The organism is Aminobacter sp. GW821-FHT11F06 (genome assembly GCF_058808215.1).
In genome coordinates, this window is record NZ_JBXARL010000010.1 from 32443 (window position 1) to 57894 (window position 25452).

Consider the following 25452-nt stretch of genomic DNA (forward strand, 5'->3'; position numbering starts at 1 on the left):
TTTGAGGCGCTATGGCAAAGCTTAAGGTCGACGGGAAAGAGATTTCGGTACCCGACCACTATACGCTGCTGCAGGCTGCGGAAGAGGCTGGCGCGGAAGTGCCGCGCTTCTGCTTCCACGAGCGGCTGTCGATCGCCGGCAACTGCCGCATGTGCCTTGTCGAGGTGAAGGGCGGACCGCCCAAGCCGGCGGCATCCTGCGCCATGGGCGTGCGCGACCTGCGTCCGGGCCCGAACGGCGAAACGCCTGAGATTTTCACCAACACGCCGATGGTCAAGAAGGCCCGCGAAGGCGTGATGGAATTCCTGCTCATCAACCATCCGCTCGACTGCCCGATCTGCGATCAGGGCGGCGAATGCGACCTGCAGGACCAGGCGATGGCCTTCGGCCTCGACGGTTCGCGCTACAATGAAAACAAGCGCGCGGTCGAAGACAAGAACATCGGCCCGCTGGTCAAGACGATCATGACGCGCTGCATTCACTGCACGCGCTGCGTCCGCTTCACCACCGAAGTGGCCGGCATTTCCGAGCTCGGCCTGATCGGCCGTGGCGAGGACGCCGAGATCACCACCTATCTCGAGCAGGCAATGACCTCCGAGCTGCAGGGCAACGTCATCGACCTGTGCCCGGTCGGTGCCTTGACCTCGAAGCCTTATGCCTTCCAGGCGCGTCCGTGGGAGCTGACCAAGACCGAATCCATCGACGTGATGGACGCTGTCGGTTCAGCCATCCGCGTCGACACGCGTGGCCGCGAAGTGATGCGCATCATGCCGCGCATCAACGAGCAGGTGAACGAGGAGTGGATTTCCGACAAGACCCGTTTCATCTGGGACGGGCTGCGCACCCAGCGCCTCGACCGGCCTTACGTCCGCAAGGACGGCAAGCTGGCAGTGGCGACCTGGCCTGAGGCCTTCGCTGCGATCAAGGGCGCTGTCGCCAAGACTTCGGCTGACCGTATCGGCGCCATTGCCGGCGATCTCGCCACGACTGAGGAAATGTATGCGCTCAAGCAGCTGATCTCTTCGCTCGGTTCCGCGAACATCGACTGCCGCCAGGATGGTGCAGCACTTGATCCTTCGCTCGGCCGTTCAAGCTACATCTTCAACCCGACCATCGAAGGCATCGAGCAGGCCGACGCCATCTTGATCATCGGCGCCAACCCGCGCTTCGAGGCTTCGGTGCTCAACGCCCGTATCCGCAAGCATTGGCGCGCCGCCAATGTGCCGGTCGCCGTCATCGGCGAGATCGGCGACACGCGCTACGACTACGAACAGCTCGGCTCGGGACCTGATACGCTCAAGGATCTGGCCGACGGCAATGGCAAGTTCTTCTCGGTTCTCAAGAAGGCGACCCATCCGCTGATCATCGTCGGCCAGGGCGCGATTGCGCGTGCCGATGGAGCCGCCGTGCTCGGCCAGGCTGCCAAGCTCGCGACGGCGGTCAATGCCAGCCGTGCCGACTGGAACGGCTTTGCCGTGCTTCACACCGCAGCCGCCCGCGTCGGCGGCCTCGACGTCGGCTTCGTGCCGGGCGAGGGGGGCAAGAACGTTGCCGGCATGCTCGGCGAGACCGATGTGCTGTTCCTGCTCGGTGCCGACGAACTCGATCTGGCCAAGGCCGCGAACGCGTTCGTCGTTTACATTGGCACGCATGGCGACACCGGCGCACATCGCGCCGACGTCATCCTGCCGGCTGCTGCCTATACCGAGAAGTCGGGCACCTATGTGAACACCGAAGGCCGTGTGCAGCAGACCAACCGCGCCGGCTTCGCGCCGGGCGAGGCCAAGGAAGACTGGGCGATCCTCAGGGCGCTGTCCGACGTGCTCGGCCACAAGCTGCCCTTCGATTCCTTGCCGCAGCTGCGCGCCAAGCTCTATGCGGAGTTCCCGCATCTTGCCCGCATCGACGAGATCGAGGCTGGCGACAGTGACGACATTGCCAAGGTCGCCAAGCTCGGCGGCCGGCTGAACAAGGGCGCCTTCACCTCTGCCGTGAAGGACTTCTATCTCACCAACCCGATCGCTCGCGCGTCGGCGGTGATGGCCGAGTGTTCGGCACTGGCCAAAAACGGCTTCAAGCAGGCGGCGGAGTAAAGGCTGTCATGGATACCTTTTTCTCCTTTTACGTCCTGCCGGCGCTGATCATCCTGCTGAAGTCGGTCGTTTTGATCGTCGTTCTGCTGATCTTCGTCGCCTACATCCTTTATGCCGATCGCAAGATCTGGGCGGCCGTACAGCTGCGCCGCGGCCCGAACGTCGTCGGGCCCTGGGGCCTGCTGCAGGCATTCGCCGATCTTTTGAAGTTCGTCTTCAAGGAACCGATCATTCCGTCCGGGTCCAACAAGGGCGTGTTCCTGCTCGCCCCGGTCGTCTCGGCGGTGCTGGCGATCTCGGCATGGGCGGTGATCCCGATCAATGAAGGCTGGGCGATCGCCAACATCAATGTCGGCATCCTCTATGTCTTCGCCATCTCCTCGCTCGAGGTCTATGGCGTGATCATGGGCGGCTGGGCCTCGAACTCGAAATACCCGTTCCTCGGCGCACTGCGTTCGGCGGCCCAGATGGTGTCTTACGAAGTCTCGATTGGTTTCGTCATCGTCTGCGTGCTGCTCACCGCCGGATCGCTCAACCTGACCGACATCGTCTTGTCTCAGGGCGATGGCCTCGGCACGCGGCTCGGCCTGCCCAACACGTTCCTCGACTGGAACTGGCTCGCGCTGTTTCCGATGTTCGTGATCTTCTTCATCTCGGCACTGGCCGAGACGAACAGGCCGCCCTTCGACCTGGTGGAAGCCGAGTCGGAACTCGTTGCCGGTCACATGATCGAATATTCGTCGACGCCGTTCCTGCTGTTCTTCCTCGGCGAGTATGTCGCGATCGTTTTGATGTGCGCGCTGACGACAATCCTGTTCCTCGGCGGATGGCTGCCGCCCTTCGACTTCGCGCCCTTCACCTGGGTGCCTGGCGTGATCTGGTTCGTGCTCAAGGTCTGCATGGTGTTCTTCATGTTCGCCATGGTGAAGTCCTTCGTGCCGCGTTACCGCTATGATCAGTTGATGCGTTTGGGCTGGAAGGTGTTCCTGCCGATTTCGCTGGCGATGGTCGTTATTACCGCCGCCTTCCTCAAGCTTACGGGAATGGCATAATGTCCGCGCTAGCCCAAGCCGCCAAATCGCTGCTTTTGCAGGACTTCGTCGGCGCCTTCTTCTTGTCAATGCGCCAGTTTTTCGCTCCCAAGGCGACGCTGAACTATCCGCATGAAAAGGGTCCGGTCAGCCCGCGCTTCCGTGGCGAGCATGCCTTGCGCCGCTATCCCAACGGCGAAGAGCGCTGCATTGCCTGCAAGCTGTGCGAAGCGATCTGCCCGGCGCAGGCCATCACTATCGAGGCCGGCCCGCGCCGCAACGACGGCACCCGCCGCACTGTGCGCTACGACATCGACATGGTGAAGTGCATCTATTGCGGCTTTTGCCAGGAAGCATGCCCGGTCGACGCCATCGTCGAGGGGCCGAACTTCGAATTCGCGACGGAAACGCGCGAGGAGCTTTACTACGACAAGGACAAGCTGCTTGCGAATGGCGACCGGTGGGAGCGCGAGATCGCGCGCAACATCGCGATGGATTCGCCTTATCGCTGAGGCTTGAACAATGGACGGGCCAAGCCGGCTCGTCTAAGGAACGCGCGACCTGCACCGGAGGCGGAGCAAGGACGTGAACAGGGCAGGGCGCAGACGCGTACTGCCCGAAAGGAAAACCGGGGGAACCCATGCTCAACGGACTTGAAGCGGTATTTTTCTACCTCTTCGCCTTCATCGCGGTGGCGTCGGCCTTCATGGTCATTTCGGCGCGCAACCCGGTTCACTCGGTGCTCTACCTGATCCTGACGTTCTTCAACGCGGCGGGTCTGTTCCTTTTGACCGGCGCCGAGTTCCTGGCGATGATCCTGCTCGTCGTTTATGTCGGCGCGGTGGCGGTGCTGTTTTTGTTCGTCGTCATGATGCTCGACGTCGACTTCGCCGAATTCAAGTCGGGCGCTCTGCAGTATGCGCCGATCGGAGCATTCGTCGGCCTGATCCTGGCCGCCGAGCTGATCGTTGTGACCGGCGGCTATGCGTTCGTGCCGAAGCTCGGCTCCGCGGTGGCTCAGCCAACGCCTGATATCGCCACGCGCCACAACACGGCAGCGCTCGGCGACATCCTCTACACAAACTACATCTACTTCTTCCAGATCGCCGGCCTCGTGCTTCTGGTCGCCATGATCGGCGCCATCGTCTTGACGCTGCGCCACAAGCCGAACGTCAAGCGCCAGAACATCTCGGCTCAGGTCGCCCGTACCCCGGCGACCGCGATCGAGATCAAGAAAGTCGAGACGGGCAAGGGAATCTGATCATGGTTGTCACCATCGGGCACTATCTCACGCTTTCGGCGATCATGTTCACGCTTGGCGTGTTCGGCATCTTCCTGAACCGCAAGAACGTTATCGTCATCCTGATGTCGATCGAACTGATCCTGCTCGCGGTCAACATCAATTTCGTGGCGTTCTCCGCTCAGCTCGGCGATCTCGTCGGCCAGGTGTTTGCGCTGTTCGTGCTGACGGTCGCCGCTGCTGAAGCGGCAATCGGGCTTGCCATTCTGGTCGTATTCTTCCGCAACCGCGGCTCCATCGCGGTCGAAGACGTCAACATGATGAAGGGCTGACGGGGTCAAGATGCTTTACAACGTCATCGTCTTCTTTCCACTTCTCGGCTTCCTGATTGCCGGCCTGTTTGGCCGTTCAATCGGAGCCAAGGCATCCGAATACATCACCTCGGGCCTGCTGGTCGTGTCGGCCGTCCTGTCCTGGGTCGCCTTCATCACCGTCGGCCTGGGCGACGTCCAGGTGTTCACCGTGCCGGTGCTGCGCTTCATCGACTCCGGTTCGGTGCAGGCCGATTGGGCGCTGCGCATCGACACGCTGACTGTGGTCATGCTGGTCGTGGTCAACACAGTGTCGGCTTTGGTCCATATCTACTCGATCGGCTACATGCATCACGATCCGCATCGGCCGCGCTTCTTTGCCTATCTGTCGCTGTTCACCTTCGCCATGCTGATGCTGGTGACATCGGACAACCTCGTCCAGATGTTCTTCGGCTGGGAAGGGGTGGGCCTCGCGTCCTATCTGCTGATCGGCTTCTGGTACAAGAAGCCCTCGGCCAATGCCGCTGCCATCAAGGCATTCGTCGTCAACCGTATCGGCGACTTCGGCTTTTTGCTTGGCATCTTCGGCTTGTTCGTGCTGTTCGGCTCGGTCGAATTCGGCACGATCTTTGCCAGCGCCGCCACCTATCTGCCGGCTGACGGCGCCGCCGAGCACGGTGATACCGTGCTGACCTTCCTCGGCTATGCCCTCGACAAGCACAATGCGCTGACGGTTGTCTGCCTGCTGCTGTTCATGGGTGCCATGGGCAAGTCGGCGCAGGTGCCGTTGCACACCTGGCTGCCGGACGCCATGGAAGGCCCGACGCCTGTGTCGGCGCTGATCCATGCGGCGACCATGGTCACCGCCGGCGTGTTCATGCTGGCGCGCCTGTCGCCGGTGTTCGAACTGTCGCACACCGCACTGACCGTCGTGACCTTCGTCGGTGCCTTCACCGCATTCTTCGCGGCGACCGTCGGCCTGGTGCAGAACGACATCAAGCGCGTTATCGCCTATTCGACCTGCTCGCAGCTCGGCTACATGTTCGTCGCGCTCGGCATGGGCTTCTACTCTGCGGCGATCTTCCACCTGTTCACGCATGCCTTCTTCAAGGCGCTGCTGTTCCTGGGCTCGGGCTCGGTGATCCACGCAGTGTCCGACGAGCAGGACATGCGCAAGATGGGCGGTCTGCGCAAGCTGATCCCGACCACTTACTGGATGATGGTCATAGGCACGCTGGCGCTGACCGGCGTCGGCATCCCGGCGACGATCATCGGTACGGCCGGCTTCTTCTCCAAGGACGCCATCATCGAAGGCGCGTTCGTCGGCCACAATGCGGTCGCAGGCTTTGCCTTCACCATGCTCGTCATCGCCGCCTGCTTCACCAGCTTCTATTCCTGGCGCCTGATTTTCATGACCTTCCACGGCAAGCCGCGCGCCACCGCCGACGTCATGCACCATGTGCATGAATCGCCGCCGGTGATGCTGCTGCCGTTGATGGTTCTCGCTGTCGGTGCGCTGTTTGCCGGCGTCATCTTCCATGAGCAGTTCATTGGCGAGGCCTACAACGAGTTCTGGAAGAGCGCGCTGTTCACGCTGGATACCAACCACATCCTGCACGACTTCCACAGCGTGCCGATGTGGGTGAAGCTCGCGCCGTTCGCCGCGATGATTGGCGGTTTCGCTATGGCTTACCTCTTCTACATCCGCTCGCCGGAGATGCCGAAGGTGCTGGCGCAGCGCCATCGCGGCCTCTACACCTTCCTGCTCAACAAGTGGTACTTCGATGAGCTGTACGACTTCTTGTTCGTACGCCCGGCCAAGTGGCTCGGCCGCTTCTTGTGGAAGCAGGGTGACGGCTGGCTGATCGACGGCTTCGGCGCCGACGGCATCTCGGCTCGCGTTGTCGATGTGACCAACCGCGTCGTCAAGCTGCAGACCGGTTACCTCTACCACTACGCCTTCGCCATGCTGATCGGCGTGGCGGCCCTCGTTACCTGGATGATGCTCGGGAGCTCCTTCTGATGTCTGGCGTTCCCATTTTATCGCTGGTCACCTTCTTGCCGCTGGTCGGCGCGTTCCTGATCCTTCTGATCAGGGACGATGGTGATGCCGCGCGCCGCAATATCCGCAATGTCGCGCTTTTGACCACGGTGTTCACCTTCGTGGTGTCGCTGCTGATCTGGTTCTACTTCGACAATGCGGAGACAGGCTTCCAGTTCGTCGAAAAGGCTGCCTGGCTCGATTCCGGCATCTCCTACCACATGGGCGTCGACGGCATTTCGATGCTGTTCGTCATCCTGACGACCTTCCTGATGCCGATCTGCATCCTCGCCAGCTGGGAGTCGGTGGAAAAGCGCGTCAAGGAATACATGATCTCGTTCCTGGTGCTGGAAACGCTGATGATCGGCGTGTTCTGCGCCCTCGACATCGTGCTCTTCTACGTCTTCTTCGAAGCCGTGCTGATCCCGATGTTCATCATCATCGGCGTGTGGGGCGGCAAGCGTCGCGTCTATGCCAGCTTCAAGTTCTTCCTGTTCACGCTTCTCGGCTCGGTGCTGATGCTGCTCGCTGTCATGGCGATGTTCTGGGAGGCCGGCACGACCGACATCCCGACGCTTCTGGCGCACGACTTCCCGGCCAACATGCAGACATGGCTATGGCTGGCCTTCTTCGCATCATTTGCGGTGAAGATGCCGATGTGGCCGGTCCACACCTGGTTGCCGGATGCGCACGTCGAAGCGCCGACGGCAGGTTCGGTCATCCTGGCGGGCATCCTGCTGAAGATGGGCGGTTACGGCTTCCTGCGCTTCTCGCTGCCGATGTTCCCCGACGCTTCGCTCTATTTCCAGCCCTTGGTCTTCGCGCTTTCGGTCATTGCCATCATCTACACCTCGCTGGTGGCGCTGATGCAGGAGGACATGAAGAAGCTGATCGCCTATTCGTCGGTCGCCCATATGGGCTACGTCACCATGGGCATCTTCTCGATGAACCAGGAAGGCGTGCAAGGCGCGATCTTCCAGATGCTGAGCCACGGTCTCGTCTCCGGCGCGCTGTTCCTCTGCGTCGGCGTCGTCTACGACCGCATGCATACTCGCGACATCGCTGCCTATGGCGGCCTGGTCAACAACATGCCGAAATATGCGGTGGCCTTCCTGATCTTCACCATGGCCAATGTCGGCCTGCCCGGCACCAGCGGCTTCGTCGGCGAGTTCCTGACGCTGTTCGGCGTCTTCCAGGTCAACACCTGGGTGGCATTGCTTGCCGCTACCGGTGTGATCCTGTCGGCCGCCTATGCGCTGTGGCTCTACCGCCGCGTCGTCTTCGGCGCGCTGACCAAGGAAAGCCTGAAGGGTCTGTTCGACCTGTCGGGCCGCGAGAAGGTGGTGCTCTACCCGCTCGTCATCCTGGTCATCTTCTACGGCGTCTACCCAGCGCCGATCTTCGACGCCACGGCGGCTTCCGTGAAGGCGTTGGTCAATAACGTAACCGTATCGATCGACGCCGCGCAGAGCGCGGCGGCGAACTGACAGGGGTTTTGCGAACCATGACGCCCGAACTCCTTTCGAGCCTCTCGCTCTCCATGCCGGAGCTGATCATCGCCGTCGGCGCGCTCGCGCTTTTGATGGTGGGGGTGTTTTCCGGCGAGCGCGCCAACTCGACCGTGACCGGCCTTGCCGTCGCGCTGCTGATTGCGGCCGGCGCCTGGATGCTGGTGTTCGGCCATGACGGGGCGGGCTATGGCACGGCCTTCATCTCCGATCCGTTCGCCCGTTTCATGAAAGTCCTGACGCTGCTCGGCGCGGTGGTGACACTGATCATGTCGGTCGGTTTCGCCAAGGCCGAGAAATTCGACAAGTTCGAGTTTCCCGTGCTGGTCCTGCTGGCGACGCTGGGCATGCTGCTGATGATCTCGGCCAACGACATGCTGGCGCTCTATCTCGGACTCGAGTTGCAGTCGCTTGCGCTCTACGTCATTGCTGCGATCAACCGCGACAATGTGCGTTCGACCGAAGCGGGTCTGAAGTATTTCGTCCTCGGCGCGCTGTCGTCCGGCATGCTGCTCTACGGTATCAGCCTTGTCTACGGCTACACCGGCCACACCTCGTTTGAGGCGATTGCGGCTGCCCTTGCCGGTGGCGAGCGCGAGCTTGGTCTGGTCTTCGGCCTGGTGTTCGTGCTTGCTGGCCTGTGCTTCAAGATCTCGGCGGTGCCGTTCCACATGTGGACGCCCGACGTCTATGAAGGCGCACCGACACCGGTGACGGCGTTCTTCGCCGCGGCCCCCAAGATGGCGGCGATGGCGTTGATCGTGCGCGTCACCATGGGTGCGTTCGAGCCGATCGGCACCGACTGGCAGCAGATCATCGTCTTTATTTCCATCGCCTCGATGTTGCTTGGCGCCTTTGCCGCGATCGGCCAGAGGAACATCAAGCGCCTGATGGCCTATTCGTCGATCGGTCACATGGGCTACGCGCTGGTCGGCCTCGCCGCCAACAGCGAAGCCGGCGTGCGTGGCGTTGTCATCTACATGCTGATCTACCTGGTGATGACGCTTGGCACCTTCGCCTTCATCCTCGCCATGCGCCGCAAGGACGGCAATGTCGAACAGATCAGCGATCTCGCCGGCCTGTCCTCGACCAATCCGATGATGGCGACGATCCTGACCATCCTGATGTTCTCGCTGGCCGGCATCCCGCCGCTCGCGGGTTTCTGGGGGAAGTGGTACGTGTTCCTCGCCGCCATCAATGCAAACCTCTACGCGCTTGCAATCATCGGCATGCTGGCTTCGGTTGTGGGCGCCTATTATTATCTGCGCATCATCAAGATCATGTGGTTCGATGAGCCGGTCGGCGGCTTCCAGCCGATGGCGGGCGAGCTTCGTCTTGTGCTCGGCCTTTCCGGCGCGTTCGTGCTGTTTTACGTGCTGATTGGCGGCCCGGTCGGGCAGATGGCGGAAGCTGCTGCCAAGACATTCTTCTGACGTATGGGGTTCCAACTCGCACCGACCGCAAGTGCTGAGGGCTTCCGCCTGGAAGCCCACGACGCGGTAGGGTCGACCAACGCATTGGCGCTGGAGCGGGCTCTGGCAGGCGACCCGGGCAAGCTCTGGGTCGTTTCCAAGAAGCAGGAAAGCGGACGAGGCCGGCGTGGCCGCGTCTGGGCGACGCCGGAAGGCAATCTCGCCGCCACCTTGCTCAAGGTTCTTGATCACGATCTGCACCATGCCGCGACGCTTGGATTTGTCGCAGGCCTGGCACTTGCCGATGCGCTCGATGCGGTGGCACCCAACGCCCGGTTTTCTGTCGGTGTGGACGGCGGCAGCGGGCAGGGTGTCAAGCGTTTCGAACTGAAATGGCCAAACGACGTCCTGGCGTCGGGTGCCAAGCTTGCCGGTATCCTGCTTGAATCGACATTGCTCGGGCAAGGGAGGCTGGCGATCGCGATCGGCATCGGCGTCAATGTCGTGGCCCATCCGACCGACGTGCCTTATCCTGCGACCTCGCTTGCCAGCCTTGGCGCCAGCGTTGATGCCGAGACTTTGTTCCTGGCGCTCTCCGATGCCTGGAGCGAAAACGAACGCATCTGGGCCGAGGGCCGGGGATTGGCCGGAATCCGCAAGCGCTGGCTGGCGCGTGCGGCAGGCCTGGGCAGCGAAGTCGCTGTGCGGATCGAGGGAAATGTGGTGCGCGGCGTCTTCGAGACTATCGACGAGGATTGCCGCTTCGTGATCCGTGACGCTAAAGGTGAAACGGTAAAGATCGCCGCCGGCGACGTGCATTTTGGCGCGGTCGCTTCGGCCGGCGCGGCCTGACAGGCCTGAAAGGATTTCTAGTATGGCGAAAGCGGAAAACGCCGAGCTCGTATTCGTGCCGCTTGGCGGCGTCGGCGAGATCGGCATGAACTTCGCTCTCTACGGCTTCGGCCCGAAGAATGCACGCGAGTGGATTATCATCGACGTCGGCGTGACCTTCCCCGATGCGACGCTGCCCGGCGTCGACCTGGTGCTGCCCGATACCCGCTTCATCGAGCAGGAACTGAAGAACCTCCGCGGCATCATCATCACCCACGCGCACGAAGATCACTACGGCGCGCTGCTCGACACCTGGCCGAAGCTGAAGGCGCCGGTCTGGATGACGCCGTTCGCTGCCGGGCTTCTGGAAGCCAAGCGCCAGTCGGAGCATGGCGCGCCGAAAATTCCGGTGACCATCTATCGTGCCGGCGAAAAATTCACCGTCGGTCCGTTCGAGATCGAGGCGATCGCGGTCAGCCACTCGATCCCTGAGCCGGTTTCTCTGGCGATCACCACCCCTGCCGGAACCGTGATCCACACCGGCGACTGGAAGATCGATCCGGCCCCGGAGATCGGGCCTATGATCGACGAGGTGCGTTTCCGCTCATATGGCGACAAGGGCGTGCTGGCGCTGATCTGCGACTCCACCAACGCGCTGCGCGAAGGCGACTCGCCGTCCGAGCAGCAGGTTGGCCAGGGCCTGCGCAAGGTCATCGAGGAAGCTAAGGGCCGCGTTGCCGTCACCACCTTCTCGTCCAATGTCGGCCGCATCCGCTCGATCGCGGAAGCAGCGCGCGACGCCGGCCGTCAGGTTCTGGTCATGGGCCGTTCGCTCAAGCGCGTCATCGATGTGTCGAGCGAGCTCGGCTACATGGACGGGCTGCCGGAATTCGTTTCCGAAGAAGATTACGGCTACATCCCGCGTGAAAACCTTGTCGTCATCTGCACCGGCAGCCAGGGCGAGCCGCGCGCGGCCTTGGCCAAGCTGGCGCGCGACGAGATGAAGTTGGTGGCACTGTCGCCGGGCGATACCGTCGTATTTTCCTCGCGCACGATCCCTGGCAATGAGAAGGCGATCCTCGAGATCAAGAACCAGCTCATCGACCAGGGCATCAAGATCATCGAGGACGGCGATGCGCTGGTCCACGTCTCAGGCCACCCGCGCCGCAGCGAACTCAAGCGCATGTATGAATGGGTTCGTCCGCGCATCGGCGTGCCGGTGCATGGCGAAGCTGCCCATCTTGTCGGCCAGGGCTCGCTGATGTCGATGTCGGGCATTCCCGAAGTGGCGCAGATTCGCGACGGCGACATGCTCAGGCTGTGGCCTGGAGCGGCCGAGATCATCGACCAGGTGCCGTTCGGGCGCGTCTATAAGGACGGCAAGCTGATCGGCTCCGATGAGGCGATGGGTATCCGCGACCGCCGCAAGCTGTCTTTTGCCGGCCATGTTGCCGTCAATGTCGTGCTCGACGACAAGTACGAATTGTCAGGCGATCCGGATCTGGTGGCGATCGGTGTCGCCGAAGCTGATGCCGGTGGCGAGGCGCTCGAGGAATTGATGCTCGATGCGGCAATAGGCGCTGTGGACTCCATACCCCGTGCGCGCCGAAAAGACCTCGACCTGGTGCAGGAAGCCGTGCGTCGCGCTGTGCGCGGCGCGGCCAACGAAGCCTGGGGCAAGAAACCGCTGGTGACGGTGTTCGTCACCCGCTGAGGACAGGACCGAAGATGCTCGGACGTCTCAATCACGTCGCCATTGCCGTGCCGGACCTTGCGGCGGCGAGCGCTGTCTATCGCGACACGCTCGGCGCCAAGGTGACCGAGCCGCAGGCACTGCCCGAGCACGGTGTGACTGTGGTCTTCATCGACGTCGGCAATACCAAGATCGAGCTGCTCGAGCCGCTGGGCGAGGGCTCGCCGATTGCGGTGTTCCTGGCAAAGAGCCCGTCCGGCGGCATGCACCACGTCTGCTACGAGGTCGATGACATCCTGGCAGCGCGTGACCACCTCAAGGCGGCGGGTGCCCGGGTTCTTGGCGACGGCAACCCGAAGATCGGGGCGCATGGCAAGCCGGTGCTGTTTCTCCACCCCAAGGATTTCCAGGGCACTCTGGTCGAATTGGAGCAGGCATGACCTGGGTTTCACTCGTCGCGATGTATTTCGTCTTCTGGTGGCTGACTCTGTTTGCCATCCTGCCTTTCGGCGTCAAGACCCAGGACGAAGCCAATGATGTGACGCCGGGGACTGAGGCGAGCGCGCCTCGCGGGCCGCATATGCTGCGCGCCATGCTGTGGACAACTTTGGTCACAGCCCTCGTGATCGGTGCGTTTTATGGCGTCACCAGGGGCCTCGGCTACAGCTTCGATGATTTCCCGCAGTTCATTCCCGAGATCAAATGACGCATTTCCCAAGATAGGGGATGCGTCTAATGTCGTTTCTTAGAGACGCGCCATAAGCTGATGTTTGGGCAAAAAAAATGCAAGGCGCGAGGCCTTGCAATTTAAACGCGTCCGATCTGCTTTCCGGTAACCGGCGGCAGCGAGTTATCGCGCCTAGATCGCATCCTCCCAAGACTTTGACCGCGTAGGAGAGCGGATTTTTTCTCCGCCCTCTCGGTTTATCGAGGCACATTAGACTATGCGGAAATGAAATGTCACGCGGAATTTTGCTTCCGGGCAGGCATTCCTGTGCTGCAATGCACAATTGACGGGCACATGCTGCTCAACAACCAGTCAGGGTATTCTGACGCTGCGTCGAAACGGACTGCGCGGGTTTCCATTCGGCCTTGAAATGGCTATGAAGCGCGTTCAAGCAAGCCTCTTTCTCGTGCCGATTCCGGCATCATCGTTTTCATGGAACATTCGATGCGTCTGTCGCGCTATTTCCTGCCCATTCTGAAAGAAAATCCCCGCGAGGCGGACATCATTTCCCACCGGCTGATGCTGCGTGCTGGCATGATCCGACAGCAGGCCGCCGGCAGTTTCTCGTGGCTGCCGCTGGGCAAGCGGGTGCTCGACAAGATCTGCCGCATCGTGCGCGAAGAGCAGAACCGGGCCGGCGCGCTCGAAATCCTGATGCCGACCATCCAGTCGGCCGATCTGTGGCGCGAAAGCGGCCGCTACGACGATTACGGCAAGGAGATGCTGCGCATCAAGGATCGCCACGAGCGCGACATGCTGTTTGGCCCGACCAACGAAGAAATGGTCACGGAAATCTTCCGCTCCTACGTCAAGTCCTACAAGGACCTGCCGCTCAACCTCTATCACATCCAGTGGAAGTTCCGCGACGAGGTGCGTCCGCGCTTCGGCGTCATGCGCTCGCGCGAATTCCTGATGAAGGATGCCTATTCCTTCGATCTCGACTTCGACGGCGCCAAGGCGGCCTACAACAGGATGTTCGTCTCGTATCTCCGCACCTTCACCCGGATGGGCCTGCAGGCTATCCCGATGCGCGCCGACACCGGCCCGATCGGCGGCGATCTGAGCCACGAATTCATCATTCTGGCCGAAACCGGCGAAAGCCAGGTGTTTTGCCACCGCGACTATCTGGGCCTGCCGGTGCCGGGCGCTGAAACCGACTTCGCCAATGACGGCGAGATCGGCGGCATCGTCAAGCAGTGGACGACGCCTTACGCGGCGACCGAAGAGATGCACGACGAGGCCGCCTGGGCCGCGGTGCCGGAAGCCGACAAGGTTTCGGCGCGCGGCATCGAGGTTGGCCACATCTTCCACTTCGGCGAGAAGTATTCCAAGCCGATGGGTGCCAAGGTCATGGGCCCGGACGGCAAGGAGCATTTCGTGTCGATGGGCTCCTATGGCATCGGGCCGAGCCGCCTGATCGCCGCGATCATCGAGGCAAGCCATGACGAGAACGGCATCATCTGGCCGGAGGCGGTGGCACCTTTCGATATCGGCCTGATCAACATGAAGGTCGGCGACGGCGAGTGCGACCGCATCTGCGACGAGCTCTACAAGGCGTTCGAAGCAGCCGGCAAGGACGTGCTCTATGACGACACCGACCAGCGCGCCGGCGGCAAATTCGCCACCGCCGACCTGATCGGCCTGCCATGGCAGGTGATCGTTGGCCCACGCGGCGCAGCAGCCGGTGAGGTCGAGATCAAGAACCGCAAGACCGGCGAGCGCGAGACGATGCCGGTGGCGCAGGCACTGGCCAAACTGGGCGTCAAGGCATGAACCAAGTGGTGGCGGCGAAACCGGCGGGCGCAGGGCCTTTTTCGGTGTTCGAACGCATGGTGGCGTGGCGCTACCTGCGTTCGAAGCGCAAGGAGACGGTGATTTCCGTCATCGCTTCGATCTCTTTCCTCGGCATCATGCTGGGCGTTGCCACGCTGATCGTGGTGATGGCGGTGATGAATGGTTTTCGCGCCGAGCTTCTGACCAGAATCCTCGGCGTCAACGGTCATCTGATCGTGACTGCCATCGACACGCCGCTTGAGGATTACGCGTCGGTCGCCGATCGCATCAACGGTGTTTCCGGCGTCAAATACGCGATCCCGCTTGTCGAAGGCCAGGTGCTGGCCCAGGGCAATGTCGGCGCGGGCGCTGGCGCGCTGGTGCGCGGCATCAGGGGCAGCGACCTCGGCAAGGTGACGCTGGTCGCCAACAACATCAAGCAGGGCTCGATCGTCGGCTTCGACAATGGCGAGGGCGTGGTCATCGGCAAGCGCATGGCCGAGAACATGGGCCTGGTGCTGGGCGATTCCATCCGGCTGGTCTCACCCGACGGCGACGTGACGCCGATGGGCACGACCCCGCGCGTCAAAGCCTATCCGATCGTTGGCATCTTCGAAGTCGGCATGTCCGAATACGATACGTCGATCGTCTTCATGCCGCTCAACGAGGCGCAGCTCTATTTCAATTCCGAAGGCAAGGTCGGGTCGATCGAGATCTATGTCGACAATCCCGACGACGTCGACGCGCTGAAGACCAAGATAGAGGAGGCGGCGCAACGGCCGATCTTCCTGACCGACTGGCGCCAGCGCAACCAGACCTTCTTCTCCGCGCTGCAGGTCGAGCGCAACGTCATGTTCATGATCCTGACGCTGATCGTGCTGGTGGCCGCGCTCAACATCATTTCCGGCCTGATCATGCTGGTGAAGGACAAGAGCCACGATATCGCGATCCTGCGCACGATGGGCGCGACGCGTGGTGCGGTGATGCGCATCTTCCTGATGACCGGCGCTGCCATCGGCATGACCGGCACCATTGCCGGTGTGCTGCTCGGTGTCGTGATCTGCCTCAATGTCGAGCGCATCAGGCAGTTCTTCTCCTGGCTGTCGGGTACCGTGCTGTTCAACCCCGAGCTCTATTTCCTGTCCCAGCTGCCGGCCAAGATGGATGTCAGCGAAACCGTCTCGGTGGTGCTGATGGCGCTGGTGCTGTCGTTCCTGGCGACCCTGTTTCCGGCATGGCGGGCGGCAACGCTCGATCCGGTCGACGCGCTGAGGTACGAATGATGGGCATCGAAGCCGTTATCGAGCTCAAGAAGGTCGAGCGCCATTATGAGCAGGGATCGCGCAAGCTGACGATCCTCAACGACGCCAATTTTTCGCTGAAGGCAGGCGAGATGGTGGCGCTTGTCGCACCCTCGGGCGCAGGCAAGTCAACGTTGCTGCACACCGCCGGGCTGCTCGAGCGCCCGGACGCCGGTGATGTCTTCTTAAACGGCCGCGCCTGCGGGCGTCTGTCGGATGACGAACGCACTGCGATCCGCCGCAACGACGTCGGGTTCGTCTACCAGTTCCATCACCTGCTGCCCGAATTCTCCGCGCTGGAGAATGTGATGATGCCGCAGCTGGTGAAGGGCCTGACCCCGGCCCAGGCAAGCGAGCGGGCAGAACAGCTGCTCGACTATATGAAGATCGGCAGGCGCGCCCAGCATCGCCCCTCGGAACTCTCTGGCGGCGAGCAGCAGCGGGTGGCGATCGCGCGCGCGGTCGCCAATGCGCCGCTGGTGCTTTTGGCCGACGAGCCGACCGGCAACCTCGATCCGGTGACGGCGGGGTATGTCTTTGACGCGCTGTCGGCACTTGTGCGGCAGTCGGGCCTGGCCGCATTGATCGCCACGCACAACCATGAGCTTGCTGCGCGCATGGACCGCCGTGTCACGCTTTCGGAAGGCAGGATCGTTCCGCTGCGCTAAGGGCGCAGTGGATGGGCGGGGAATCGTCACCCAAGGCCTGCTTGCCATTGCGGCCGCGGACGCACGGCCGTTCCAATTCAATCTGATCGCTGGTAACGTTGACGCCCGTTTCTTAACGGGCGGCGGCAGGCACGTGCTCGCATAAACCCTTCATTTACTGTCGAATCGCTTGCGGCGGGTGCCCGTGCCCGAATGCAATGGCTCGTGTTGACATACGAACAGAAATAGAACAAATTGAGAACATATTAAAAACAGGAGCAACAGATGACCGAGCTGGTACAGGATGTCATTTCGATGGTCTGCATGAGCACCTTCCTCGTCACCATGGCGATGTGGATCGGCGCACTCTGATTTGAGAGCTTGTTGGGGACCGTTCTTTTTTGAGGGAATCCTCAACCAATGAACTATGAGGCACCGGGATCATCCCGATGCCAGGCGGGATAAGGTACCGTGGCACCGTCGCCAATGAAAACGCGGTTGCCACCAGCTTCACTCTTATAGCAGGCGGGCGAGGGCTGTCGTCTCAGGCCGTTTTCCGAACCGAGTCAGACAGAGCATCGGCAGGCCCAAATATCTCTTCGAAGGCGGCTTTGAGTGCCACGTCGAGGTCGCTCATTGTCACGGGCAGGCCGAGGTCGACGAGGCTGGTCACGCCGTGGTCGGTGACACCGCAAGGCACGATGCCGGAGAAATGGCCGAGCTCCGGTTCGACGTTGATGGCGATGCCGTGGAAGCTCACCCAGCGGCGCAGGCGGATGCCGATGGCTGCGATCTTGTCTTCGGCCGGCGAGCCGTCGGGGAGGGCTGGGCGGTCGGGACGCACCACCCAGACACCGACACGGTCCTCGCGGCGTTCGCCCTTCACGTTGAAGGCTCCAAGCGCCGAGATGATCCAGGCTTCGAGTGCTGCCACGAAGGCGCGGACGTCCTCGCGCCGGCGCTTGAGGTCGAGCATGACATAGGCCACGCGCTGGCCAGGGCCGTGATAGGTGTATTCGCCGCCACGGCCGGTCTTGAACACCGGGAAGCGGTCGGGCTCGACAAGGTCCTGTTCCTGGGCGCTGGTGCCCGCGGTGTAGATCGGCGGGTGCTCGACCAGCCAGACCATTTCGCGTGATGTGCCCTGCCGAATCGCGTCGGCGCGTGATTCCATGAAGGCGAGCGCCTGGTCGTAGGGGGTGAGACCGGGCTCGATTCGCCATTCGACGGGAGCTGAGCCCGCAAGGGCGAGAAACGACGTGGCTATCTGGCTGCGTTCGGTCATTTTGGGGGTCCGTTCGTCGACCTGATATGGCGGCTCGGCACGGAAAGGTCCAGTGCCTGGGCTTTGAAAGCCGGCTATTGCTGCCCTTGACCGATACTTCCCCTAGGGTATGCAAGAATGATGGACGAATATCGCTCAGGGCGCTTGTTTCCCCGGAAACGATTTGCTACATGCCGCGAGCCGGTTCGGACCGGCCCTCTGTGACAGTGCGGTCGTGGCGGAATTGGTAGACGCGCAGCGTTGAGGTCGCTGTGGGGCAACCCGTGGAAGTTCGAGTCTTCTCGACCGCACCATCACTTTTCAGGTGACTACCAATCATCTGAGCAAGCTGTTCCATCCAGGATGAAGCAGCTTGAACCTCGCCGGGGGCAGCCGGTATTTTCCAAGACTTTACAGAAGCTTGTGCAGCTTTGCTGCGGTTGAACGAAATGCTTGCGGCACGAATCGTGGGCGAGGCCAGGGCGCTTTGGCGCGGGGTCGGGGGAGATCAGTCGCGAGGCTAGTTCCGGGTGAGTTCGATTTTCGCGGTCACGACCTGTTCTCCGGTCTGAGGATGTGGTTCGACTGTGACGATCTGCATATGCCCGGTACCGAGGCTTGCCAGCCGCATGTTTGCCACGCGAGAGCCGGAGCCATTGTCTGGCCATATGATCTGGAGGTCGAGCGTATCGCCAGTGCGCGAACCGACAAGACGAGCGGCGCCACGTCTCGACCCGACATATGAGCCGGTATAGCGCGTGCCGTTCGCACGCAGGTCGACACCGATGCGCCGGGAGAAGATGACTTTCGCGCGGCAGGCGCCATCCAGATTGATGGCTTCGCCCTCGGCGTGGGAATCGAGACTGCAGGAGACGGCAAGCGGCATTGCGCCGGGTTTCAGCCGGACCTGTCCCGAGCCATGCCAATTGCCGGAAAGAGTTTCGAGAAAGTCCTTCTCATCCGCAACGGCTGCGGAGGAAGCGAAAACTGCCAGAAGCAGAGCCACGATTGCCGGGGTCATCTTGTTGCCGATCTTTTCGAAAGGCCTGCTCCATCAATGGAGCGGACGACGACTGGTTCCCGAGAACTTATGGGGTGGCGGCAAGGTTGTCAAAAATACCCTGAAATAGCCGCCCAAAAATGACGCCTGGGCACGCGATTGCCCGGAGCCGCGTAGCGGCTCTGGGCAGGTCTTGGGAGGGCTTTTTCTCAGCGGCCGCGCCAGGCGAGCAGCCGCATGGCATTGGCTGTGACCAGCACTGTGGCGCCGGTGTCGGCCAGGATCGCCGGCCACAGGCCGGTCAGGCCGATGATGGTCGTCACCAGGAACACCGCCTTGAGGCCAAGGGCGATGGTGATGTTCTGGGCGATGTTGCCCATCACCGACTTCGACAGCGCGATCATGTCAGGGATGTCGGTGACCCGGCCGTGCAGGATCGCGGCGTCTGCGGTTTCCAGCGCCACATCGGTGCCGCCGCCCATGGCGATGCCGAAATCGGCCGCGGCAAGGGCCGGGGCGTCGTTGATGCCGTCGCCGACCTTGGCGACAACCTGGCCCTTCTGCTGCAGTTCACGCACGATCCGCTGCTTGTCGTCGGGCATCAGGCCAGCGCGAACGGTAATGCCCAAGCCCCTGCCGATGGCTTTGGCGGTGGCTTCGTTGTCGCCGGTCAGCATGACAGTGGCGATGCCGTCGGCCTTGAGGATCGCAAGGGCTTCGATGGCGTCGGCGCGCGGCTCGTCGCGCATGGCGAGGATGCCTGCGACCTTGTTGTCGACCAGCAGCACCGAAACGGTCTTGCCGTCGGCGTTGAAGCCGGCGATCTGCTCCTTCAGGTCGGCCGACAGCCCGGCCATTTCTTCGGCAGCGCTCGGGGAGGCCAGGAACACGTCCTCGCCGCCGACATTGCCTGCGACACCCTTGCCGGCGACTGCCTTGGCCAGACTTGCCGAGGGGATTGCCACGCCGTCCGCCTTGGCACGACCGAGGATGGCGAGCGCCAGGGGATGGCTGGAGCCTCTTTCAAGTGCTGCCGCCAGCGACAGGACTCTAGCTTCAGGACGGCCAACGCCAACAATGTCGGTGACCTTGGGCTTGCCCTCGGTCAGCGTGCCGGTCTTGTCGAGGGCAACCGTGGTCACCCGGCGCATGCCTTCGAGTACCGCGCCGCCCTTGAGCAGCAGGCCACGTCGGGCACCGGCGGAAAGGCCGGCGGCAATTGCGGCAGGCGTTGAGATGACGAGCGCACAGGGGCAGCCGATCAACAGGATGGCGAGGCCCTTGTAGATCCATTCCTCCCACGAACCGCCAGCGGCGAGCGGCGGCAGGATGGCGACGAGTGCGCCGACGACCAGCACCATCGGCGTGTAGTAACGCGAGAAGCGGTCGATGAAGCGTTCTGTGGGTGCCTTGCTCTCCTGTGCCTCCTCGACAAGCTTGATGACACGCGCAATCGTATTGTCGGCGGCAGCCGCGGTGACGCGGACCTTGAGTACCGCATCGGTGTTGATGGTGCCGGCGAAGACGGAATCGCCTGTGGTTTTCAACTTTGGCACGCTCTCGCCGGTCACCGGCGCTTCGTCGAGCGTGCTTGAGCCCTCGACAATGGTACCATCGGCGGCAACCCGGTCGCCCGGCCTGACCAGGATGATCGCGCCGACCTGAACCGCATCGGCTGGCATTTCGCGGGTCGCCCCGGCTTCCTCGACCAGCGCTGTCTTGGGCACCAGATCGGCCAGGCCGCGTATGCTGGCGCGCGCACGGCGCGCGGCCACGCCCTCAAGCATTTCGCCGACGAGGAACAGGAGCACGACCATTGCCGCTTCTTCGGTGGCGCCGATGAACACCGCGCCGATGGCCGCGATGGTCATCAGCGTTTCGATAGAGAACGGCGTGCCTGATATGGCGGCGGCGTAAGCGCGCCGCGCCACCGGCACGAGACCGACAGCGAGTGCCGCGAGAAATGCCCAATGGCCGAGCTGCGGCAGAAATTGGCCGATGGCATAGGCGGCAATGAGGGCGGAACCACAGGCGATGGTCAGTTTGGCCTTGCGTGATGCCCACCACGGGCCGTCGTCGAGGCCGAAATGATCGTGGCCGGCGTCCGCAGCGTTCGACCCAGGCGTGCCGTGATTGTGTCCGGAATGGTCGCCATGATCGTGGCCGGCGTGGTCGCCATGGCTGTGATCGTGGCCGCTGTGGTCGTGATCGTGGCTGCAAGACGGGCCATGCTTGTGATCATGGACCTCTGTCGTGCGCGCGGCGCCAAGCATGGCGACGGAATAGCCGAGCGCCTTCACCTGCTTCGAAATCTCGGCTGATGGCGCTGGTCCCTGATGCGAAACCGTCATCGTGCCGGCTGAAACCGAGATGCCGACCTCGGTGATGCCGGGCAGGCGGTTGATGGCGTTTTCGATCTTTGTCGCGCAAGACGCGCAATCCATGCCGCCAACGCGGAATCGTGTTTTGCCGTGGCTGGCATCGTTCATTTCGAGTCCTTTCAATCCTATATGAAGCAATGCTAGAATCTCTAGCCACTAGAGGATCAAGGGGTTTTTTTCGATGAATCTGCCGATTGGCGAACTGGCGCGGCGAACGGGCGTAAAAGTGCCGACGATCCGCTTCTACGAACAGATCGGGCTGATTGCCGCCCCGCCGCGCACCGAAGGCAACCAGCGCCGCTATGGCAAGGCCGAGATCGACCGGCTCAATTTCATCCGCCATGCGCGCGAGCTGGGCTTCGAGGTTGATCATATCCGCGAGTTGCTGGTCATGTCGCAGGAGCCGCAGGCCTCGTGCCATCAGGCCGACAGCATCGCCAAGTCGCACTTGCGCGAAGTCGACCGGCGCATCGAGCGGCTTCAGGCCCTGCGCGGGGAGCTGTCGCGCATGATCGACGAATGCGGTCACGGCCGTATTTGCGACTGCCGCATCATCGAGGTGCTGGCTGACCACAAGCAATGCGTGAGCGAGCATGTGGCCTGATTGAAACAGGCAAAAACTGGCTGTGCCGCGTCGGCCTTTCGAGCCGTATTTCGTTTGATATTCCGGCCCTTTGCGGGCTAGGGATAGCCCACCTCGAATCCCGAAATCCGCAAGCGGGAGGCGCCGATGGAAGCCCGACACAACCATACGCACGGCGCCGACGCCGCTGACGCTGTCCGCGCCGAAATCTATGGCGAGGACGGGGTCATCCTTGCCTCGTTCCTGGCCCATATCGGCGCGGCGATCGCCGACCGCGATACGCTGACGCTGAAGCGCGACGTCTCCGTCCTGCACCAGTCCGAACTTGGCCATCTGCTGGAAGCCTTGCTGCCCGAGCAGCGGCTGGCGCTTGTCGAGCTGATGGGCTCGGATTTCGACTTTTCGGCGCTGACCGAGGTCGACGAGGCGATTCGCCTCGACATCGTCGACAACCTGCCCAATGCGCAGATCGCGCAAGCCGTCCAGGAACTCGATTCGGACGACGCGGTCTACATTCTGGAAGACCTCGACACCGAGGACCAGAACGAGATCCTGGCGCAACTGCCGTTCACCGAACGCATCAGGCTGCGCCGCTCGCTCGACTATCCCGAGGAATCGGCCGGTCGGCGCATGCAGACCGAGTTTGTGGCGGTGCCGCCGTTCTGGACCGTTGGCCAGACCATCGACTATCTGCGCGACGACAAGGATTTGCCCGACCGTTTCAGCCAGGTCTTTGTCATCGACCCGAGCTTCAAGTTGTTGGGTGCCGTCGACCTCGACCAGATCCTGCGCACCAAGCGCGCGATCAAGATCGAAGAGGTGATGCACGAGACGCGCCACGCCATTCCGGCAACGATGGACCAGGAAGAGGCGGCACGCGAATTCGAGCAATACGACCTGCTCTCCGCCGCCGTCGTTGACGAAAACGAGCGCCTCGTCGGCGTGCTGACCATCGACGACGTTGTCGACGTCATCCAGCAGGAGGCCGAGGAAGATCTTCTGCGCATGGGCGGCGTCGGTGACGAAGAGCTGTCCGACACTGTGGCTGCGACATCGCGCTCGCGCGTGCCATGGCTGCTCGTCAACCTTGGCACCGCCTTCATCTCGGCATCGGTCATCAGCCAGTTCGGCGCGACGATCGAGGAGATGGTGGCGCTCGCCGCGCTGATGCCGATCGTCGCTTCGCTCGGCGGCAATGCCGGCACTCAGACGATGACGGTGACCGTGCGCGCGCTCGCCACCCGCGACCTCGATATCTACAATGCCGGCCGCGTCATCCGCCGTGAGGTGATGGTGGGCCTGCTCAATGGCGCGATCATCGCAACCATCCTCGGCCTGGTCGCAGGCCTGTGGTTTCACAACCCGGATCTGGGCTTCGTCATCGCCGCCGCGATGGTGCTCAACATGCTGGCTGCGGCACTCGGTGGCATCCTGATCCCGCTGTTGCTCGATAAATTCGGTGCCGACCCGGCGATCTCATCGTCGATCTTCACGACGATGATCACCGACGTCATTGGCTTCCTTGCCTTCCTCAGCCTTGCCACCTGGTGGCTGCATCTTGGTGCGGCTGCGAGGTAGGGGTTCAATTGACTTTTACGTAAGTCGCGTGCGAGACTCCTTTGGGATCAAAAAGGGTCCTTTTGGCTGCGCGGCGTTTACAGTCGCCCGGCGTGATCGCCTCGGCTAGCGCGGCATGATTTGAAGGCGGCGCGGCGACGCCCGCGGGGTGGAGAGACGATGCGGGAATACTACTCGATCACCGAACTGACCCGCGAATTCGACATCTCTACGCGGACGCTGCGCTTTTATGAGGATGAGGGGCTGGTGCAGCCTGTCCGCCGTGGCCGCACCCGGCTGTTCCGCCCGTCTGATCGGCAGCTCATCCGCCAGATCATGCGCGGCAAGCGGCTTGGTTTCTCGATCAACGAGATCCGCGAGATCATCCAGATGTATCGCGCACCGCCCGGCGAAGTCGGTCAACTCAAGCTGATGATCAAGCGCATCGAAGAAAAGCGCGAAGATCTGCGCCAGAAGCGGCGCGACCTTGAGGAGACGCTGGCCGAACTCGACCAGGCCGAGGAATCCTGTGTCGAACGGCTGGTCGAACTCGGCGTCAACACCTGAGCGCTGGTCAGATCCAGCGCCGGACCTTCTTCTTGTAATCGATGTATTTCTTGCCGAAACGAGCCTGCAGGTGCTTTTCCTCTGGCACAATGGCGAGCTTTTGCGTGGCGTAGGCCGCGATCACCGCAAGGACGATGAACCAGACACTGGCTGTGATCAGGCCGATGGCGATCATCAAAAGCGTGTTGGCGAAGTAGATCGGGTTGCGGGTGAAGGAAAAGGCGCCCGAGGTGACCAGATGCTCCGAGGGCCTGTCGGGGCGGATCGTGGTCTTGGCGCGCTTCAGCGTCTGCATGGCGGAGTAGTAGATCGCAACGACGCCGACCAGCGCCAGCCAGCCGGCGGCGTAAAGCAGGTCCGACAGCGGCTCGGTGATCCATGGCAAGGGGTAGAGCAGGCCGAGGGCTGTAGCCACAACGATCGCCAGGAGATAGACGATCGGCGGCCACGGCACCTTGCTGGGGGCGGCGGCGTTGAGGTCGGTCATTGCGCTCCTCCTGGTATCGTCTGGTTGTCGGTGTTGGTCGAGCACATGCCGGCTGTCTGCCCGACATGCGCCTTGAGCGCCGGGCTCTGGTCAGCCGCGTAAAGGCGGTCGAACGAATCATCCTTTTGCAGCTCGTCGAGCATGCACACACAGTAGCGCGAGCAGAAATCCGTGTCGCGGCTTTGCTCGCACGAGCGCTGGCACGATTTGAGGAAGGTGACCTCGCGCGTTTCGACAGGGGCCGGGAAAATTTGGGCGAAGACCCAGACCAGCGAAATCATCACCGGCTGGTGGATGAGGTAAAAGGCAAGGCTGTGGCGGCCGAAAAAGCTCAGCGGCCGCGACCAGGCGCCGGGTTGCAGGCGGGACAGTTTCTCAAACAGGCCGGCTTTGAGCGCAAGGCCGGCAACGCCGATGCCGGCCAGCACGGCGCCAAACCAGGGAAACAGCGGCACAAAATCGTTGGAGCGCGGATTGACTGTCGACAGGCCGATCCACAAAAGCGCGGGGTGGTTGAAGGCGTCAGAGCGCAGATAGTTGGGTGCGGCGATGACCAGGGCGGCGATGACCAGCGTCAGCAGTGCCGGCGGGCGCAAGAAGGCGAGGCCGAGTACGCTGGCGAGCGCGATCTGATGCAGGATGCCGAAGAAGATGAAAGTGTCGGGCATGGCGAACCAGGTCGCCACCGTGATCGCCAGCGCCGCCGCCGACACCATGGCCAGCCGTCTGAAGTAGCCGGGCCAGCGGATACCCTTGGCATGGGCCAGTACCAGGCTGACGCCGACGAGGAACAGGAAGCTCGATGCGATGCAGCGCGCGAAAAGCTTCCAGTTGCCATAGGCGGTCATGCCCGGATCGGCGTAGCCGAAGAATTCGAGATCCCAGGCGAAGTGGTAGATCGCCATGGCGACGAGGGCTATGCCACGGGCGATGTCGATGACCGACACGCGCCGCGAGGGGGCTTGAACTTGTTCAGTGCTCGGATGCATGGTCATGGCCATTCGC

General features: G+C 62.3%; 23 protein-coding genes and 1 tRNA gene. 19 read left to right on the forward strand and 5 right to left on the reverse strand.

The window, feature by feature from the left end:
• The first annotated feature begins 11 nt into the window (after nucleotides 1-11).
• The 15 genes from nuoG to AC1RTB_RS22030 all read left to right on the forward strand — a co-directional run bounded on the left by nuoG (nucleotide 12) and on the right by AC1RTB_RS22030 (nucleotide 16629).
• On the forward strand, nucleotides 12-2093 hold the full coding sequence (gene nuoG, locus AC1RTB_RS21960; RefSeq protein WP_492880985.1) for an NADH-quinone oxidoreductase subunit NuoG: 2082 nt from the start codon (nucleotides 12-14) through the stop codon (nucleotides 2091-2093).
• Nucleotides 2094-2101: 8 nt separating this feature from the next.
• Nucleotides 2102-3145, forward strand: coding sequence for an NADH-quinone oxidoreductase subunit NuoH (gene nuoH / locus AC1RTB_RS21965; RefSeq protein ID WP_492880986.1), 1044 nt, complete (start codon nucleotides 2102-2104; stop codon nucleotides 3143-3145).
• On the forward strand, nucleotides 3145-3636 hold the full coding sequence (nuoI, locus tag AC1RTB_RS21970) for an NADH-quinone oxidoreductase subunit NuoI (protein ID WP_055970601.1): 492 nt from the start codon (nucleotides 3145-3147) through the stop codon (nucleotides 3634-3636). The genes nuoH and nuoI overlap by 1 nt, the downstream gene beginning before the upstream one ends.
• Before the next feature lie 128 nt (nucleotides 3637-3764).
• Nucleotides 3765-4385 (forward strand): NADH-quinone oxidoreductase subunit J, encoded by a 621-nt coding sequence (locus AC1RTB_RS21975; protein WP_492880987.1) that lies wholly within the window; start codon nucleotides 3765-3767, stop codon nucleotides 4383-4385.
• Nucleotides 4386-4387: 2 nt separating this feature from the next.
• Complete coding sequence (gene nuoK / locus AC1RTB_RS21980) at nucleotides 4388-4696, forward strand: NADH-quinone oxidoreductase subunit NuoK (RefSeq protein ID WP_492880988.1); 309 nt, start codon at nucleotides 4388-4390, stop codon at nucleotides 4694-4696.
• Nucleotides 4697-4706: 10 nt separating this feature from the next.
• Nucleotides 4707-6698: an NADH-quinone oxidoreductase subunit L gene (gene nuoL / locus AC1RTB_RS21985; RefSeq protein ID WP_492880989.1), complete on the forward strand. Its 1992-nt coding sequence runs from the start codon at nucleotides 4707-4709 to the stop codon at nucleotides 6696-6698.
• Nucleotides 6698-8203, forward strand: coding sequence for an NADH-quinone oxidoreductase subunit M (locus AC1RTB_RS21990; protein WP_492880990.1), 1506 nt, complete (start codon nucleotides 6698-6700; stop codon nucleotides 8201-8203). Before nuoL ends, AC1RTB_RS21990 begins: the two co-directional genes overlap by 1 nt.
• 17 nt (nucleotides 8204-8220) lie before the next feature.
• The gene (gene nuoN, locus AC1RTB_RS21995) at nucleotides 8221-9657 is read left to right on the forward strand and encodes an NADH-quinone oxidoreductase subunit NuoN (RefSeq protein WP_492880991.1); all 1437 of its coding nucleotides are present in this window, start codon (nucleotides 8221-8223) and stop codon (nucleotides 9655-9657) included.
• Between the two features lie 3 nt (nucleotides 9658-9660).
• Nucleotides 9661-10488, forward strand: a complete 828-nt coding sequence (locus AC1RTB_RS22000) for a biotin--[acetyl-CoA-carboxylase] ligase (RefSeq protein WP_492880992.1) — start codon at nucleotides 9661-9663, stop codon at nucleotides 10486-10488.
• Nucleotides 10489-10510: 22 nt separating this feature from the next.
• On the forward strand, nucleotides 10511-12181 hold the full coding sequence (locus AC1RTB_RS22005) for a ribonuclease J (RefSeq protein WP_492880993.1): 1671 nt from the start codon (nucleotides 10511-10513) through the stop codon (nucleotides 12179-12181).
• A 14-nt stretch (nucleotides 12182-12195) separates the two neighbouring features.
• Nucleotides 12196-12600 (forward strand): methylmalonyl-CoA epimerase, encoded by a 405-nt coding sequence (gene mce / locus AC1RTB_RS22010; RefSeq protein ID WP_492880994.1) that lies wholly within the window; start codon nucleotides 12196-12198, stop codon nucleotides 12598-12600.
• Nucleotides 12597-12866: a DUF1467 family protein gene (locus AC1RTB_RS22015; RefSeq protein ID WP_492880995.1), complete on the forward strand. Its 270-nt coding sequence runs from the start codon at nucleotides 12597-12599 to the stop codon at nucleotides 12864-12866. Before mce ends, AC1RTB_RS22015 begins: the two co-directional genes overlap by 4 nt.
• A 465-nt stretch (nucleotides 12867-13331) precedes the next feature.
• Nucleotides 13332-14660, forward strand: a complete 1329-nt coding sequence (gene proS / locus AC1RTB_RS22020; protein WP_492880996.1) for a proline--tRNA ligase — start codon at nucleotides 13332-13334, stop codon at nucleotides 14658-14660.
• Nucleotides 14657-15943, forward strand: coding sequence for a lipoprotein-releasing ABC transporter permease subunit (locus tag AC1RTB_RS22025; protein WP_492880997.1), 1287 nt, complete (start codon nucleotides 14657-14659; stop codon nucleotides 15941-15943). The genes proS and AC1RTB_RS22025 overlap by 4 nt, the downstream gene beginning before the upstream one ends.
• Entirely contained in the window at nucleotides 15943-16629 is a 687-nt protein-coding gene (locus tag AC1RTB_RS22030; RefSeq protein ID WP_492881172.1) for an ABC transporter ATP-binding protein, read from the forward strand. Before AC1RTB_RS22025 ends, AC1RTB_RS22030 begins: the two co-directional genes overlap by 1 nt.
• Before the next feature lie 523 nt (nucleotides 16630-17152).
• Here AC1RTB_RS22030 and lipB read toward each other — a convergent pair.
• Nucleotides 17153-17893 (reverse strand): lipoyl(octanoyl) transferase LipB, encoded by a 741-nt coding sequence (gene lipB, locus AC1RTB_RS22035; RefSeq protein WP_492880998.1) that lies wholly within the window; start codon nucleotides 17891-17893, stop codon nucleotides 17153-17155.
• Nucleotides 17894-18101: 208 nt separating this feature from the next.
• On the opposite strand from lipB, the gene AC1RTB_RS22040 reads away from it, so the two are divergent.
• Nucleotides 18102-18186: transfer RNA gene (locus AC1RTB_RS22040), tRNA-Leu, on the forward strand.
• Between the two features lie 206 nt (nucleotides 18187-18392).
• On the opposite strand, the gene AC1RTB_RS22045 is transcribed toward AC1RTB_RS22040, so the two are convergent.
• Both AC1RTB_RS22045 and AC1RTB_RS22050 read right to left on the reverse strand, forming a co-directional pair.
• Nucleotides 18393-18893, reverse strand: a complete 501-nt coding sequence (locus AC1RTB_RS22045) for a hypothetical protein (protein WP_492880999.1) — start codon at nucleotides 18891-18893, stop codon at nucleotides 18393-18395.
• 188 nt (nucleotides 18894-19081) lie between these two features.
• The gene (locus AC1RTB_RS22050; protein WP_492881000.1) at nucleotides 19082-21361 is read right to left on the reverse strand and encodes a heavy metal translocating P-type ATPase; all 2280 of its coding nucleotides are present in this window, start codon (nucleotides 21359-21361) and stop codon (nucleotides 19082-19084) included.
• A 73-nt stretch (nucleotides 21362-21434) separates the two neighbouring features.
• Between AC1RTB_RS22050 and AC1RTB_RS22055 the strand changes: the two genes are divergently transcribed.
• From AC1RTB_RS22055 to AC1RTB_RS22065, 3 genes are all read left to right on the forward strand, one after another.
• The gene (locus AC1RTB_RS22055; protein ID WP_492881001.1) at nucleotides 21435-21857 is read left to right on the forward strand and encodes a MerR family transcriptional regulator; all 423 of its coding nucleotides are present in this window, start codon (nucleotides 21435-21437) and stop codon (nucleotides 21855-21857) included.
• Nucleotides 21858-21983: 126 nt separating this feature from the next.
• A complete protein-coding gene (gene mgtE, locus AC1RTB_RS22060) occupies nucleotides 21984-23414 on the forward strand; it encodes a magnesium transporter (protein ID WP_492881002.1) in 1431 nt (476 codons plus the stop codon).
• A 159-nt stretch (nucleotides 23415-23573) separates the two neighbouring features.
• Entirely contained in the window at nucleotides 23574-23960 is a 387-nt protein-coding gene (locus tag AC1RTB_RS22065) for a MerR family transcriptional regulator (protein WP_476783864.1), read from the forward strand.
• A gap of 7 nt (nucleotides 23961-23967) precedes the next feature.
• Here AC1RTB_RS22065 and AC1RTB_RS22070 read toward each other — a convergent pair whose 3' ends face one another.
• The gene (locus tag AC1RTB_RS22070) at nucleotides 23968-24447 is read right to left on the reverse strand and encodes a methyltransferase family protein (RefSeq protein ID WP_492881003.1); all 480 of its coding nucleotides are present in this window, start codon (nucleotides 24445-24447) and stop codon (nucleotides 23968-23970) included.
• On the reverse strand, nucleotides 24444-25442 hold the full coding sequence (locus AC1RTB_RS22075; RefSeq protein WP_492881004.1) for an acetyltransferase domain-containing protein: 999 nt from the start codon (nucleotides 25440-25442) through the stop codon (nucleotides 24444-24446). Before AC1RTB_RS22075 ends, AC1RTB_RS22070 begins: the two co-directional genes overlap by 4 nt.
• Between the last annotated feature and the right edge of the window lie 10 nt (nucleotides 25443-25452).

Excerpts from the sequence above, each read along its gene's own strand:
- nuoG (WP_492880985.1), top strand. The coding sequence starts at position 12 with ATGGCAAAGCTTAAGGTCGACGGGAAAGAGATTTCGGTACCCGACCAC.
- nuoH (WP_492880986.1), top strand. The coding sequence starts at position 2,102 with ATGGATACCTTTTTCTCCTTTTACGTCCTGCCGGCGCTGATCATCCTG.
- nuoI (WP_055970601.1), top strand. The coding sequence starts at position 3,145 with ATGTCCGCGCTAGCCCAAGCCGCCAAATCGCTGCTTTTGCAGGACTTC.
- AC1RTB_RS21975 (WP_492880987.1), top strand. The coding sequence starts at position 3,765 with ATGCTCAACGGACTTGAAGCGGTATTTTTCTACCTCTTCGCCTTCATC.
- nuoK (WP_492880988.1), top strand. The coding sequence starts at position 4,388 with ATGGTTGTCACCATCGGGCACTATCTCACGCTTTCGGCGATCATGTTC.
- nuoL (WP_492880989.1), top strand. The coding sequence starts at position 4,707 with ATGCTTTACAACGTCATCGTCTTCTTTCCACTTCTCGGCTTCCTGATT.
- AC1RTB_RS21990 (WP_492880990.1), top strand. The coding sequence starts at position 6,698 with ATGTCTGGCGTTCCCATTTTATCGCTGGTCACCTTCTTGCCGCTGGTC.
- nuoN (WP_492880991.1), top strand. The coding sequence starts at position 8,221 with ATGACGCCCGAACTCCTTTCGAGCCTCTCGCTCTCCATGCCGGAGCTG.
- AC1RTB_RS22000 (WP_492880992.1), top strand. The coding sequence starts at position 9,661 with ATGGGGTTCCAACTCGCACCGACCGCAAGTGCTGAGGGCTTCCGCCTG.
- AC1RTB_RS22005 (WP_492880993.1), top strand. The coding sequence starts at position 10,511 with ATGGCGAAAGCGGAAAACGCCGAGCTCGTATTCGTGCCGCTTGGCGGC.
- mce (WP_492880994.1), top strand. The coding sequence starts at position 12,196 with ATGCTCGGACGTCTCAATCACGTCGCCATTGCCGTGCCGGACCTTGCG.
- AC1RTB_RS22015 (WP_492880995.1), top strand. The coding sequence starts at position 12,597 with ATGACCTGGGTTTCACTCGTCGCGATGTATTTCGTCTTCTGGTGGCTG.
- proS (WP_492880996.1), top strand. The coding sequence starts at position 13,332 with ATGCGTCTGTCGCGCTATTTCCTGCCCATTCTGAAAGAAAATCCCCGC.
- AC1RTB_RS22025 (WP_492880997.1), top strand. The coding sequence starts at position 14,657 with ATGAACCAAGTGGTGGCGGCGAAACCGGCGGGCGCAGGGCCTTTTTCG.
- AC1RTB_RS22030 (WP_492881172.1), top strand. The coding sequence starts at position 15,943 with ATGGGCATCGAAGCCGTTATCGAGCTCAAGAAGGTCGAGCGCCATTAT.
- lipB (WP_492880998.1), bottom strand. The coding sequence starts at position 17,893 with ATGACCGAACGCAGCCAGATAGCCACGTCGTTTCTCGCCCTTGCGGGC.
- AC1RTB_RS22045 (WP_492880999.1), bottom strand. The coding sequence starts at position 18,893 with ATGACCCCGGCAATCGTGGCTCTGCTTCTGGCAGTTTTCGCTTCCTCC.
- AC1RTB_RS22050 (WP_492881000.1), bottom strand. The coding sequence starts at position 21,361 with ATGAACGATGCCAGCCACGGCAAAACACGATTCCGCGTTGGCGGCATG.
- AC1RTB_RS22055 (WP_492881001.1), top strand. The coding sequence starts at position 21,435 with ATGAATCTGCCGATTGGCGAACTGGCGCGGCGAACGGGCGTAAAAGTG.
- mgtE (WP_492881002.1), top strand. The coding sequence starts at position 21,984 with ATGGAAGCCCGACACAACCATACGCACGGCGCCGACGCCGCTGACGCT.
- AC1RTB_RS22065 (WP_476783864.1), top strand. The coding sequence starts at position 23,574 with ATGCGGGAATACTACTCGATCACCGAACTGACCCGCGAATTCGACATC.
- AC1RTB_RS22070 (WP_492881003.1), bottom strand. The coding sequence starts at position 24,447 with ATGACCGACCTCAACGCCGCCGCCCCCAGCAAGGTGCCGTGGCCGCCG.
- AC1RTB_RS22075 (WP_492881004.1), bottom strand. The coding sequence starts at position 25,442 with ATGACCATGCATCCGAGCACTGAACAAGTTCAAGCCCCCTCGCGGCGC.